Genomic DNA, 13,110 nt, shown 5'->3' with positions numbered 1-13,110 from the left:
TTGGTTTCTTTGTAGATATTGGAACAGAAGCTTTCTTTAAAGATTTAAAAATTACATACTTTGATTAACAAAGAATGTGATTATCAATTTTTTATTAAGTAAAGGATTAAATAATAAATTGATGTTAAAAAGTGCTATTACAAAATGTATTATCGTAATAGCCTTTTTGTATACTTTAAAATCTTATATTATATGAATTGATAAGATATAAAAATTAGATAAAAGGAAAAATATTTAACTGGTTAAATGACATATATACATAATTTTAATACCGTAGCTGTCAAATAGACGTATGTTGTTCATTTTTTTGAGAGTTAAAAGAATTAATATTTTCCTCTCATTAAATGTACAGAGGCAAGAATAATATCAATTATATATTTAATAGAATATTCATTATATTTATTTTCTAATGAAGGAACAATAAGCTTTTCATCGAAGAAGTTTATAGAAATATCATCATTACAAGTAATTAACCAAGTTTTGATATTAAGTTTTTTAATTTTTGATATAAGCTTTTTATCAAGCCTAAAGATTGTGCCATTAGTAGATATAACAATTAATAACTTTCCTTGAGAAAAATAAGTGTTTTCAAAATCAATATCACAAATAACAACTGGGATAAATAAAGAACTGAACTTTGTTTGTATATAATTGCAAACAATCCTATTGTCACCTTGAGCATAAAGATATATAACATTACTTTGTAAGATATCATTAACTAATTTATTTAGAAGAGAATTATTTAAATTGGTAGATATGTAGTCTATCATTTTTATAATATTGGTTGAAAATAACTTGATATTATGTGGCAAGTCATTTTCTTTAGAAAATATTGTAGTTTTTTCATTTATTTGTTTACTATAATCTAAGCATGCATCTCTAAACTCTAAATATGAATTGTATCCCAAATTTTTTACACATTTTGATATTTGCCCTTTTGATGTATAGCATTTTTTAGCGACATCTTCAATCGTTAAATGATTAATGATATGGATATTAGATTTAATATATGCACAAAATACATACATCGATGAAGTAGGGGCATATTTGTTTAAAAATTCATTGATTTTATCTACAAGCATAATAACTATTTCTCCGTTTTAGATAAATTATACTCAAAAAAATCTCATTGTCATTAAATACAATGAGATTTTTATAATTACTATAACACGTTACCATTACTTTCAATTACTTTTTTGTACCAGTAAAAAGAATCTTTTTTATATCTTTTCCATGTTCCCTGACCATAATCGTCTGCATCTACATATATATAACCGTAACGTTTACTTCTTTCAGAAGTTCCAGCACTAACAATATCAATACATCCCCATGAGGTGTATCCAATAACGGGTATACCTTCGTCAATACATTTACCGATTTGGTCAATATGTTCCTTTAAGTACTTTATTCTATAATCATCGTGTATTTTTTTATCTGATGTAAGGATATCATATGTACCAAGACCATTTTCTGTAATAAAAATTGGTTTACGATATCTATCCCAAATTTCATTGATTGCTATTCTAAGTCCAATAGGATCAATCTGAAATCCCCAATCTGTAATTTCTAATGAATTGTTTCTTATTTTTTCAGGATGAAATTCATCATATCTTTTTTGTTCAGGAAGGAAGGCAAGAATTTTATCCTTTTTATTAATTTTTTCACCGGTACAATTACTGTAGTAGTAACTAAATGAATTGAAATCAACTGTATTTTTATTTATTATTTCTAAATCATCATATTCTATTTTAATATTGATCTTATTTTTTCTAAAATATTTTTTTGCATAAGAAGGGTATATTCCTTTTGATAATACATCAAAGAAAAAATAATTGATTCTATTTGCATTTTGTGTCAATAAGACATCTTTTGGAGAATTTGTATATGGATAAAATAATGACATACCTACCATAGATCCAATTTTGAAGTTTGGATTTATTTTTTTTGAAATTTTTTTAACTAAGGCACTTGCAACAAATTGATGATGTAACGCTTGAAAAGTTGCACTATTTGGATTGCATGTTTTTTCAATGAATATTGCAGCACCAGAATAGGGAACGTTTAATGACATATTTATTTCATTGAACGCAATCCAATACTTTACTTTATCTTTGTACCTTGTTAAACACGTTTTAGCATATTTTATAAATAAATCTATTAATTCTCTGCTTTGCCAACCATTATATTTTAATGCTAAATTTAAAGGGGTTTCGTAATGTGATAGTGTTACTAAGGGTTCGATGTTATATTTCAATAATTCATTAAACACATTGTCATAAAATTTTAATCCTTCTTCATTCGGTACTTTTTCTTCACCAGTAGGATAAATTCTAGGCCAACTAATCGACATTCTAAAACATTTAAATCCCATCTCGGCCATTAAAGCAATATCTTCTTTATAATGCTCATAAAAATGAGAACCTTCACGTTTAGGATAATATTCATTTTTGTGTAAGCCATGCAATATTTCATTAACGGTTTGGTAGGAAACAACTTCTGTATTTTTGCCTTTACTAATATTTTTTGGTACAAATTTTACCATATCAGCTGTACTTAGCCCTTTGCCATCTAAATTATAACCGCCTTCTAATTGATTGGCGGCAGTTGCCCCACCCCATAAAAAATTTTTTGGGAATGTACTCATTATTTATTTTCCTCCTTTTCTAGCGTTTGTTTGTTAGCCATATTGACAAAAGGAAGATAGATTAGTACACAAATTATAAATACAATAATAACGGAAAGTGCGGTTCCTAATGAGCCACCCGCGGATAAGAATGCTTTGATTGGTTGAGGTGTTGTCCATCCAACGTCTAATGTTCCGGGCAAAACGATACCAGATGATATTAATAGAGCACCAATTCCCATAGAAATAAGGGGCGACAAAATAAAAGGAACTATTAGTATTGGATTTAAAACAATTGGCATTCCAAAGATAATTGGTTCATTTATACAAAATAATCCGGGAATTAGAGATAACTTGGCCGTCTTAGTATAATCGTCTCTTTTCCAGTTGCTTTTTTTTGACAAGATTAATATAGCAACAATTAAAGCTAAGGTGTTTCCTGTTCCACCAATGCAGCCATAGTTTTCAAATAGTGTAAACCATGTGATTGGATAAGGTGAGCCGGCAACTGTTCCTGCTTGAGCAGCATATTGCAAATTAGCAACATTTAATGCAGAATATAATGCAACATGAATAGGTTGAACGGTAAATGTTCCATGAATACCAACTGACCAAAGAATCATAGCAATAAGTATTAAAATCAATGGTGTTATTGGAGAGGTACCTATCAATTGAATAGGAGATTTTAATATATTATATAATAGTGTATTAATTCCTTCTGGTTCAAAAAAATGAATAATGTAAGCAACTATTGCAAACATAAAAATAATAATTGAGGAAGGAATAACTACTCTAAACGAATTTGCAACTTCTGGGGGTACTTGAGCTGGCATTTTAATATGTAATTTTTTATTTTTAGATAATTTGCTAAATAAATACCCAACTAGTAGACCAATAAAAATTGCTACAAATAATCCATTTGCTCCTAGATAGGAATCTGTTAGCATATTATCTGTTTTAGGAGGATATAAAGTAAAAAATACAGCAAGGGCAATTAGACCAGTTTTTGTTTCATCTTCATGATGTTGTCGAGCCATGTTTTTTGCTATCAAAAATACAATGAAAATAGCCATAATATTAATTGTTCCATTTTGAATAGGAGATAAAATATCTTGATATTTATCTAATTCTGGAATGACAGAAATTAATAATTGTCCAATAAATCCTGTTGAATTAAAGACTACACAATTTATGCATACTGCTATTGATCCAACAAATGTTAAAGGAAAAATTTGTATAAATGCATCTCTAATTGCAATTAATCCTTTTATATTATTAAGTTTAACTGCAAAAGGAATAAAGTGCTTTTCAAAAAAGTCATTTAATTTTTTCATAGTTATCACCATCTTTCTATTATTTTTTATTTATTAGATGAATATTATCATTAAAAGAGATGAAATCATGATAATACACATAAAATAAATAAAAGTGTAAAAGTATCTCTTTATGCTTAAAGTATATATAGGAATACTTGTAAATTCAAAAAAGTTTCCATAATAGGAAACTTTTTTAATGCAACGAATATTCAAGTTATCTTATTATCTTTTCCATATCAAAAGGAAGTAAACATTCAATTTTTATTGTTTGATAAGTTAATGGATGAATAAACTCTAAACAATAAGCATGTAAAGCCATTCTTTTAATCATAGAAGAAGTTTTTCCATAAAGAGTATCTCCTATAATAGGATGATGTAAATGATTCAAATGAACTCTTATTTGATGTTTTCGACCAGTTTCAATTTGACATTTTACAAGTGTATAATTTCCTTTTGTTTTAATTTCTTTAAAATGTGTTAAAGCATCTTTACCTGTTTTAGAAATACACATTTTATTTTTACTATGACGGTCTTGACCGATAGGTAAATCAATAGTTATTTCTCTTTTAGGTAAATGTCCTTGAATGATAGCAAGATAGGTTTTCTTGATTTCTTTAGAAGCAATTAAAGCATCAAAGTAAGGTTGTAAAAGTGCACATTTACAAAACATCACAAGACCGGTTGTATCTCTATCTAAACGATGAAGATAACGAATCGGTAAATCTTGATAGCTTTGTTGGTAATAATAACTCACATAATTACAAAGAGTATTTTTTTTACTTTTATCATCAGGATGAATAATGAGGTTACTTGGTTTATTGACGACACAAAGCAAATCATCTTCATAGATGATTTCTAAGGAACTTTCTTGTTCAACAAAGTCTCTGCCTTGTTCATAGGCTTTCATTGAAAGAATATCTTTATCTTTTAAAATGGTTTGATAATCAACATAAGTATTATTTAAAGTATAGTCTTTATTTTGACGAAGTAAGTGAATTGTTTTTTTAGAAAGATGCAGATAATGAAAGAATTCAAGAAGTGTCATTCCTTGAATTCTTTCATCAATTTCTATTACTAAATGATTCTTTTCTTTATGATAATGCATACACTGTTACTTTGATATCAATTGTGATATCTAAACCTTGTAAAGTATCTAAAACGCCACGTTTTTCTTTTTTAATATGATAATAGTGTGGTGTCATCATTAAAAGATTTAAAGCATCTTCACGATTAGAAATATGAACTTTTTCTTTAAAGTCATAACTTTTCACTTGATTAAAATCTAAACGAATATACTTATCACTCTTTACTTTGATTTCATCATAAATCAATTCTTTAATTTCAATTAAATGTTGATTATTAGCAGTAACATGAACAATATAACCATCTTCTTTTAATGCTCTTTTTAACTCATCTTGATTTACTACTGTAAATAAAGCACAGATAAAATCTAAACTATGATCTAAGATAGGAATATTTTTAGAATTTCCTACAAGCCAAGTAACATCTTTACGATAACGTGTCGCCATATCAATAGCAATCTTGGAAATATCTAAACCATAGATATCACTGTTTTCAAAATGTTTCTTTAAACCTTGAGTATAATATCCTTCTCCACATCCTAAATCTAAAATACTTAAATCATCTTGATGTTTGAATTCATCAATACACGTAATCACTTGATTTAAGATAGGATCATAATAACCTTTATTTAAATATGCTTTTCTCGCCACAAGAGATTCTTTACTATCTCCTGGATTATTGGTAGCTTTATCAGGATTTAATAATAAATTGATATATCCTCTTTTAGAAATGTCATAACAATGATTGTTTTCACATTTAAGTGTTTTGTTTTCTAAATGAAGTTGTTGATGACATTTTGGACAAGCTAATAATTTCATAGTATCACCTCGAATGTATTATAACAAAAGACAATCTAAAAATTAACTGAATTTATGATGAATTTGTGATACTATTAAGGGCAAGGGAGGAATGCTTGATGTTTTTTAGAAAGAAACAAAAAGTAGACTTAGATGCTAAGTTTAAAGAAGTATATCATGAAGTAAATAAAATTACAGCTGATGCCGGAAATGAATTAGATGTGACCATCAAATATTCACAATTGAAATTGGCTTGTCGTAAGTATGATGAATTGATTGATTTAATTCATCAAGGAGCTAATTTTGAAGAAAAACATTTTCTTTCTTTAAAAGAAAGTGTAGAAGAAGAAACAAAGAGAGTAGAAGGTTTATTAGATGAAGATTAAAGCATATAAGAAGGATTTTGATTATACCTATACTTTAGGAGTTTTTGAAACGATTGAGTTATTAAAGAATCGTCCTGATCTTGTTTTAAGAGTATATATAAAAAGTAATTCTTATAAGAATAAAGGAATTCCTATTATTGATGAAATTTGTAGAGAAAAACATATTGAATTGATTGAAAGTGATAATACAATTCAAAAATTATCAAAAAAAGATAATTGTTTTGCGATAGCAATCATTAAAAAATATGAAATGACTTTACAAGAAGGAAATCATGTTGTTTTAGTTAATCCTGGAGATATGGGAAATATGGGGACAATTATGAGAACGATGTTAGGATTCAATTATTATAATCTAGCAATAATTCGACCAGGTGTCGATGTTTTTGATCCTCGTGTTTTAAGAGCTTCGATGGGAGCAATGTTTCATTTGAATATTGAGTATTTTGATAGTTTTGAAGATTATTTAAAAAGATTTCCAAGTCATGATATTTATACATTGATGTTAAAAGGAGCAACCAATATTCATAAGGTTGAATCCAAAGAAGGTTATCATTCACTTGTTTTTGGTAATGAAAGTAGTGGTTTACCTGATGAATATCTAGATTATGGGAAATCTATTTTTATTCCTCATAGTCATCATATAGATTCATTGAATCTTTCCATGGCTTTAGGAATGACGTTGATGCATTTTTCAAAAGATGAATTTAAAGATAAAGAAGTATTATAGGAGGGAAAGTATGTTTGATTTTGATGAAGTTGTAGATAGAAAAGGTACAAATTGTGCTAAATGGGATACCATTGAAGCTAATAATAAACCTAAAGATGTGTTACCTATGTGGGTTGCAGATATGGATTTTAAATCACCAAAGGAAATTGAAAATGCATTAGTTAAAAGAATTAAACAAGGCGTTTATGGGTATTCATTTGCGCCAGATGAGTATTTTGATGCGGTTATTTCTTGGATGAAAAGAAGACATGATTTTCATGTCGATAAAGAATGGATCATCCCAACACCAGGTGTGGTAACAGCTATTAAATTATGTGTAAATGCTTATACAAAGGAAAATGATGCCATCATTATTAATAAACCTATATATTATCCATTTGATTTTTCAATTGAATTAAATCATCGTAAAATCATTGAAAATGAAATGGTTTATAAAGATGGTTCTTATGAAATGGATTATGATGCTTTTGAAAAAGCAATCGTAGAAAATGATGTTAAAATGTTTATTTTATGTAATCCATATAACCCAATTGGAAAAGTATGGAAAGAAGATGAATTAAAACAAATTGGTGAAATTTGTAAGAAACATCATGTTTTAGTTATTGTTGATGAAATTCATGAAGATTTTGTTTATGGAGAGCACGTACATATTCCTTTCTATAATGTAGATGAAAGTTATAAAGAATTCTCTGTTATTTTAACTGCACCATCAAAAACATTTAATTTAGCAGGGTTACAAACATCAAATATTATTATTGCAGATGAAAAATTAAGAAAAGCTTATCAAGAAACAATGAATCGTTATGGGGTTAATGAACCAAACTTTTTAGGTATTATTGCTTGTATGACTGCCTATAATGAATGTGAATTATGGGTAGATGAAATGTTGGAATATGTTTATGACAACTTTACTTATTTTGATGAATTCTTAAAAGAAAACTTACCTCATATTCATTTAGTAAAACCTGAAGGACTTTATTTATGTTGGGTTGATTTTAGAGAATGTGGTTTAGATAAAGATGAACTTGAAAAGACAATGTTAGAAAAAGCCGGTTTATGGTTAGATGAAGGATATATCTTTGGAACAGGTGGAGAAGGTTTTGAAAGATTTAATCTTGCAATTCCAAGAAGTGTTTTAGAAGATGCTTGTCAAAGATTATTAAAAGCTTTTGGAAAATAAGGTTTTTATGATAAAAACTATGGAAATTCTATATAAAAGATAGTATTATATAACCGAAAAAAAGAAAAGGAGATTTGTTATGGGATTAGTATCAGCAACAGAAATGTTAAAGAAAGCTAAAGAAGGACATTATGCAGTAGGTCAATTCAATATCAACAACTTAGAATGGACTAAATCAGTATTATTAACTGCAGAAGAATTAAAAGCACCAGTAATCTTAGGTGTTTCAGAAGGTGCTGCTAAATATATGACTGGATATACAACAGTTGCAGCAATGGTTAAAGCAATGGTAGAAGCATTAAATATCACTGTACCAGTAGCTTTACACTTAGATCATGGTTCATACGAAGGAGCTAAAGCTGCTTTAGATGCAGGTTTCTCTTCAATCATGTTTGATGGTTCTCATTATGGAATCGAAGAAAACATCGAAAAAACAAAAGAAATCGTTGAATTATGTCATTCAAAAGGTGTTTCAGTAGAAGCAGAAGTTGGATCAATCGGTGGAGAAGAAGATGGTGTCATCGGTAAAGGTGAAGTAGCAGATCCAAAAGAATGTAAATCAATCGCAGACTTAGGAGTAGATTTCTTAGCTGCAGGTATCGGAAATATCCATGGTAAATACCCAGCAAACTGGGAAGGTTTAGACTTTGATGCATTAGATGCAATCCAAGCTGAAACTGGAAAATTACCATTAGTATTACATGGTGGTTCAGGAATTCCTGATGAAATGATCAAAAAAGCAATCACTTTAGGAGTATCTAAAGTAAATGTAAACACTGAATGTCAATTATATTTCCAAGAAGCTACACGTAAATACATTGAAGCTGGAAAAGATTTAGAAGGAAAAGGATATGATCCTCGTAAATTATTAGCACCAGGTGCAGAAGCTATTAAACAATGTGTTAAAGATAGAATGGAAGTATTCGGTTGCATCGGTAAAGCTTAATCAATTAAAAAAGCCTTCGGGCTTTTTTTTGTTTATGTGAAATCTCTTTATTAAGTTGTTTTTTTAATGAATTTATAATATAGTATTAGGGAATATAGATAGAAGAAAAGGGGTAAAGTCATGAGTGAAATTATTGCGATTGAAGGCGGACATAAATTAAATGGTACAGTAGAAATCTCGGGTGCAAAAAATGCCACTGTAGCACTTATTCCAGCAATTATTTTAGCGGATAGTCCTGTGACGATTTATGGTGTACCAGAAATCAGTGATGTGGACGCTTTAGCAGTTTTATTAGAAGAACTTAATTGTACAGTATTAAGAAGTCATGATAGTTTAATTGTTGATCCCTCTCGTATGGAAAATGTTCCATTAGTATCTGATGCTGTGGATAAATTAAGAGCATCATATTATTTAATGGGAGCATTACTTGGAAAATGTAAAAAAGTTGTGATGAAAGCACCAGGAGGATGCTTTTTAGGACCACGTCCAATAGATCTACATATTAAAGGATTTGAAGCATTGGGTGCCAAAGTAGAATTTGTTGATGGTGCGCATGTAATTACAGCAGATCGTTTAGTAGGTGCAAAAATATATTTAGATTTTGCTTCAGTAGGAGCAACAATCAATATCTTATTAGCGGCAGTAAAAGCTGAAGGTAAAACAGTTATTGAAAATGCAGCAAAAGAACCAGAAATCATTGATGTAGTAAACTTACTTACAAAAATGGGAGCTAAAATTAGAGGTGCTGGTACTGATACGATTACGATTGAAGGAGTAGAACACCTAAAAGGATGTACTCATGAAATCATTCCAGATCGTATTGAAGCAGGGACATTCTTAATTATGGCAGCAGCTGCAGGAGAAAGAGTTATTATTCAAAATATCATTCCACAACATTTGGAATCACTTATTTCAAAATTGAAAGAAATGGGAGTGAAGATGGAAAATGTTGGAGATAGTATTATTGTTTATGGTGATAACAAGAACTTTAATGCAGTCGATGTCAGAACACAGGTATATCCAGGTTTTGCGACAGATCTACAACAGCCATTAACAGCACTGCTTACACAAGCAAACGGACAATCACAAGTAATAGAAACAATTTATCCAGAGAGATTTAGACATTGTGAACAACTTAATAAGATGGGCGCAAATATAGAATTAGATGAATCAATGTGTTATATAAATGGAAAAACACCATTAAAAGGAGCAAAAGTAGAAGCAACAGATTTAAGATGTGGAGCAGCATTGTTAATAGCAGGGTTAATCGCTGATGGAATTACAGAAATCAGCAATGTATATCATATAGATAGAGGATATGCGAATATTGATCAAAAATTAATTACTTTAGGTGCTGTTATTAGAAGAATCAAAGTTGATGATTAAAATTATAAAAAAGGGCTTGAAAACGACATAATTTAATGTTAATATATCATAGCAACTTACTTTGTAGTGAGAAATCTACAAGGCGGAAGGAGAAATTAAAAATGAAAAAAGGAATTCATCCAAATTACAAAAAAGTAAAAGTAGTTTGTACATCATGTGGAGCAGAATTTGAAAGTGGTTCAGTATTAGATGAAGTACGTGTTGATACTTGTTCTAACTGTCATCCATTCTATACTGGAAAACAAAGATTTGCTAGTGCTGATGGACGTGTTGAAAAATTCAACAAAAAATACGGACTTAAATAAGAAAATGAGTACTTGGTACTCATTTTTGTTTTGGAGGAAAAAATGGAATATCATGTCTTAGCAAGTGGTTCTAAAGGAAACAGTATTTTCATTTATGATCAAGGAAACGGACTTTTAATTGATTGTGGAATTAGTAAAAGACAACTTTATACAAAACTTAATCAATTAGGATTTAATGAAAATGACATTTGCCATGTTTTATTAACCCATGATCATATTGACCATAATAAAAATATTGATATCTTTGATCAAAGTATTGTTTATTGTGGAAAAGGATGCATCCCTGGTATAGATGAAAGTCATGAATTAGAAAATTATCAAAATATACAATTAGATCATTATATAATTACACCATTACCTTTATCTCACGATGCAACATCACCCTTAGGATTTGTAATCAAAGGAAAAGATGAAACAATTCTCTATATGACAGATACAGGTTATGTTTCACAAAAGAATATGGAATATATAAAAAATTTAGATTACTATATTTTTGAAAGTAATCATGATATTGAAATGTTGATGAATACAAGAAGACCTTTATTCTTAAAAAATCGTATTTTTGGAGATAAGGGCCATCTTAATAATGAATATAGTGCACATGTTATGGCGCAGGTGATTGGTGAAAATACAAAAGAAATTTGTTTGGCCCATTTATCACAAGAAGCGAATACAAAGGAAATGGCATTAGATACATATCAAAGAGTTTTTGATGAAGAACATATTTATTTTGATAATATAAAGATTGCAGATCAAAAAGAAATTGTTTCTGGAGGACATTATGAAAATTAGGATCTTAACAATTGGTAAGCTTAAAGAAAAATATCTTGTTAATGGAATCAATGAATATGTCAAAAGATTGAATGCTTACTGTAAAGTGGAAATGGTCGAAGTACCAGATGAACCAATTCCTGATAATGCAAGTGAAAATGTAGAAAATATCATCAAAGATAAAGAAGCAGATAAAATTGTTGCTAAAATTAAAGATGATGAATATGTTATCGTTTTAGATCTACATGGAAAAGAAATTGATAGTGTGGCTTTTTCAAAACATATTGAAGAATGTATGATTAGAGGAAAGAGTACGATTACTTTTGTCATTGGTGGTTCTTTAGGTTTAGGAAAATCTTTATTACAAAGAGCAAATTATCGTTTATGTTTCTCTAAAATGACTTTTCCACATCAATTAATGAAGCTAATCTTAGTTGAACAAGTCTATCGAGCATTCAAAATTATGAACAATCAAACGTACCATAAGTAGCCTAGGTTTTTTACAAATACTTATTGAAGGTAAGAATATAATGAATAAAGCTCAGTGGATTCATAGTGAATTAGATGAGCTTTTATGGTTAAAAATAATTTATGTTGTAGGTATAATCTTTATAGAATTGAAAAGGGATGAGGTTAAAAATGTTAATAAGTGATAAGTTAAAGTCTTTTGATTTTACGTATGCAGAAAAAGAAATAGTAAAGTATTTTTTGAATCAAAAGGAAGAAATTGCAAGACAATCAACACGTGAAATATCAAAGAGATTGTATTGTTCGCCATCATCAATAATACGACTTTGTCAAAAATTAGGATTTACTGGATTTGAAGAATTTAAAGAAATGTATGTCGAAGAACTTCACTATTTAAATTCGAATTTTTCAGATATAAACCCCAGTATACCTTTTATGACAGAAGATAACATACAAACAATATCAAATAAAATGTGTTCATTGTATCATGAAATAATTGATGACACACATTCACTATTGGATCATGATATGTTAAGAAAATCATTGAATTTATTAAAAAACAATAAAAATATTTATATTATTTCTTCTGGATCGCAAAATGATCTTGCTTTAACTTTTAGAGATAAAATGGCTAGAATAGGAAAACATGTAAATGTATATCAAAGTATCGATGAACCATATTATGAGGCTTGTTATTTAAATAAAGGAGATGCCTGTTTTCTTTTAATTAGCTATACAGGTGAAACACAAAATTGTATAAGAATGGCGAATAAATTAAATGAAAGAAATATCGATTTTATTACTATTACATCATTTGGAACGAATACTTTATCTTCTTTATCACGTTGTGTTCTACATGTTTCTACAAGAGAAAAAATTAGAAACAATTTGGGAACTTTTTCTATGAATTTATCAACACTTTATTTGTTAGATTTATTGTATAGTATGTATTTTAGCTTAAATTATAAAGAAAATAAAAAGAAAAAAATTAAGATTGCTGATGAATATGAAAATTTTACATCGTCACTTATAAGAGATACAAGCAATGATTTAATCAAATAGGGAACGGGTAACCAAATAATTTAGGGGGAAAGCCAAATTATTTAGGGGACAACTTTAGGG

At 28.7% G+C, this 13,110-nt stretch carries 14 protein-coding genes; 9 read left to right on the top strand and 5 right to left on the bottom strand.

Annotated features, from left to right (window positions below):
• Nucleotides 1-323: 323 nt before the first annotated feature.
• The 5 genes from LJD32_RS13095 to LJD32_RS13075 all read right to left on the bottom strand — a co-directional run bounded on the left by LJD32_RS13095 (nt 324) and on the right by LJD32_RS13075 (nt 5,840).
• The gene (locus LJD32_RS13095) at nt 324-1,082 is read right to left on the bottom strand and encodes a MurR/RpiR family transcriptional regulator (protein WP_227392603.1); all 759 of its coding nucleotides are present in this window, start codon (nt 1,080-1,082) and stop codon (nt 324-326) included.
• Nucleotides 1,083-1,162: 80 nt separating this feature from the next.
• Nucleotides 1,163-2,644 (bottom strand): glycoside hydrolase family 1 protein, encoded by a 1,482-nt coding sequence (locus tag LJD32_RS13090; protein WP_117864583.1) that lies wholly within the window; start codon nt 2,642-2,644, stop codon nt 1,163-1,165.
• Nucleotides 2,644-3,957 carry a PTS sugar transporter subunit IIC gene (locus LJD32_RS13085; protein WP_147580701.1) on the bottom strand — a complete coding sequence of 438 codons (1,314 nt, stop codon included), beginning with the start codon at nt 3,955-3,957 and terminating at the stop codon, nt 2,644-2,646. The genes LJD32_RS13090 and LJD32_RS13085 overlap by 1 nt, the downstream gene beginning before the upstream one ends.
• Nucleotides 3,958-4,153: 196 nt before the next feature.
• On the bottom strand, nt 4,154-5,044 hold the full coding sequence (locus LJD32_RS13080; protein WP_227392602.1) for an RluA family pseudouridine synthase: 891 nt from the start codon (nt 5,042-5,044) through the stop codon (nt 4,154-4,156).
• Nucleotides 5,031-5,840 carry a methyltransferase domain-containing protein gene (locus LJD32_RS13075; RefSeq protein WP_022000832.1) on the bottom strand — a complete coding sequence of 270 codons (810 nt, stop codon included), beginning with the start codon at nt 5,838-5,840 and terminating at the stop codon, nt 5,031-5,033. Before LJD32_RS13075 ends, LJD32_RS13080 begins: the two co-directional genes overlap by 14 nt.
• 98 nt (nt 5,841-5,938) lie before the next feature.
• Between LJD32_RS13075 and LJD32_RS13070 the strand changes: the two genes are divergently transcribed.
• From LJD32_RS13070 to LJD32_RS13030, 9 genes are all read left to right on the top strand, one after another.
• Nucleotides 5,939-6,205: a hypothetical protein gene (locus LJD32_RS13070; RefSeq protein ID WP_022000831.1), complete on the top strand. Its 267-nt coding sequence runs from the start codon at nt 5,939-5,941 to the stop codon at nt 6,203-6,205.
• Nucleotides 6,195-6,932 (top strand): TrmH family RNA methyltransferase, encoded by a 738-nt coding sequence (locus LJD32_RS13065; RefSeq protein WP_022000830.1) that lies wholly within the window; start codon nt 6,195-6,197, stop codon nt 6,930-6,932. Before LJD32_RS13070 ends, LJD32_RS13065 begins: the two co-directional genes overlap by 11 nt.
• A gap of 10 nt (nt 6,933-6,942) precedes the next feature.
• Nucleotides 6,943-8,112 carry a MalY/PatB family protein gene (locus LJD32_RS13060; RefSeq protein ID WP_227392601.1) on the top strand — a complete coding sequence of 390 codons (1,170 nt, stop codon included), beginning with the start codon at nt 6,943-6,945 and terminating at the stop codon, nt 8,110-8,112.
• A gap of 79 nt (nt 8,113-8,191) precedes the next feature.
• Nucleotides 8,192-9,058: a class II fructose-1,6-bisphosphate aldolase gene (fba, locus tag LJD32_RS13055; protein WP_032090929.1), complete on the top strand. Its 867-nt coding sequence runs from the start codon at nt 8,192-8,194 to the stop codon at nt 9,056-9,058.
• A 120-nt stretch (nt 9,059-9,178) separates the two neighbouring features.
• Nucleotides 9,179-10,444, top strand: coding sequence for a UDP-N-acetylglucosamine 1-carboxyvinyltransferase (locus LJD32_RS13050; protein ID WP_022000827.1), 1,266 nt, complete (start codon nt 9,179-9,181; stop codon nt 10,442-10,444).
• Nucleotides 10,445-10,545: 101 nt separating this feature from the next.
• The gene (gene rpmE / locus LJD32_RS13045) at nt 10,546-10,749 is read left to right on the top strand and encodes a 50S ribosomal protein L31 (RefSeq protein ID WP_022000826.1); all 204 of its coding nucleotides are present in this window, start codon (nt 10,546-10,548) and stop codon (nt 10,747-10,749) included.
• 42 nt (nt 10,750-10,791) lie between these two features.
• On the top strand, nt 10,792-11,541 hold the full coding sequence (locus tag LJD32_RS13040; RefSeq protein ID WP_175301272.1) for an MBL fold metallo-hydrolase: 750 nt from the start codon (nt 10,792-10,794) through the stop codon (nt 11,539-11,541).
• Entirely contained in the window at nt 11,531-12,010 is a 480-nt protein-coding gene (gene rlmH / locus LJD32_RS13035) for a 23S rRNA (pseudouridine(1915)-N(3))-methyltransferase RlmH (protein ID WP_032090927.1), read from the top strand. Before LJD32_RS13040 ends, rlmH begins: the two co-directional genes overlap by 11 nt.
• 149 nt (nt 12,011-12,159) lie before the next feature.
• The gene (locus LJD32_RS13030) at nt 12,160-13,050 is read left to right on the top strand and encodes a MurR/RpiR family transcriptional regulator (protein WP_158548315.1); all 891 of its coding nucleotides are present in this window, start codon (nt 12,160-12,162) and stop codon (nt 13,048-13,050) included.
• Nucleotides 13,051-13,110: the final 60 nt, after the last annotated feature.

Source organism: Faecalibacillus sp. TM498 (assembly GCF_020589955.1).
Classification (GTDB): Bacteria; Bacillota_I; Bacilli_A; order Erysipelotrichales; family Coprobacillaceae; genus Faecalibacillus; species Faecalibacillus intestinalis.
This window is presented reverse-complemented; position numbering and strand designations above follow the sequence as displayed.

Coding starts and splice junctions, on each gene's coding strand:
- LJD32_RS13095 (WP_227392603.1), bottom strand. CDS start 1,082: ATGCTTGTAGATAAAATCAATGAATTTTTAAACAAATATGCCCCTACT.
- LJD32_RS13090 (WP_117864583.1), bottom strand. CDS start 2,644: ATGAGTACATTCCCAAAAAATTTTTTATGGGGTGGGGCAACTGCCGCC.
- LJD32_RS13085 (WP_147580701.1), bottom strand. CDS start 3,957: ATGAAAAAATTAAATGACTTTTTTGAAAAGCACTTTATTCCTTTTGCA.
- LJD32_RS13080 (WP_227392602.1), bottom strand. CDS start 5,044: ATGCATTATCATAAAGAAAAGAATCATTTAGTAATAGAAATTGATGAA.
- LJD32_RS13075 (WP_022000832.1), bottom strand. CDS start 5,840: ATGAAATTATTAGCTTGTCCAAAATGTCATCAACAACTTCATTTAGAA.
- LJD32_RS13070 (WP_022000831.1), top strand. CDS start 5,939: ATGTTTTTTAGAAAGAAACAAAAAGTAGACTTAGATGCTAAGTTTAAA.
- LJD32_RS13065 (WP_022000830.1), top strand. CDS start 6,195: ATGAAGATTAAAGCATATAAGAAGGATTTTGATTATACCTATACTTTA.
- LJD32_RS13060 (WP_227392601.1), top strand. CDS start 6,943: ATGTTTGATTTTGATGAAGTTGTAGATAGAAAAGGTACAAATTGTGCT.
- fba (WP_032090929.1), top strand. CDS start 8,192: ATGGGATTAGTATCAGCAACAGAAATGTTAAAGAAAGCTAAAGAAGGA.
- LJD32_RS13050 (WP_022000827.1), top strand. CDS start 9,179: ATGAGTGAAATTATTGCGATTGAAGGCGGACATAAATTAAATGGTACA.
- rpmE (WP_022000826.1), top strand. CDS start 10,546: ATGAAAAAAGGAATTCATCCAAATTACAAAAAAGTAAAAGTAGTTTGT.
- LJD32_RS13040 (WP_175301272.1), top strand. CDS start 10,792: ATGGAATATCATGTCTTAGCAAGTGGTTCTAAAGGAAACAGTATTTTC.
- rlmH (WP_032090927.1), top strand. CDS start 11,531: ATGAAAATTAGGATCTTAACAATTGGTAAGCTTAAAGAAAAATATCTT.
- LJD32_RS13030 (WP_158548315.1), top strand. CDS start 12,160: ATGTTAATAAGTGATAAGTTAAAGTCTTTTGATTTTACGTATGCAGAA.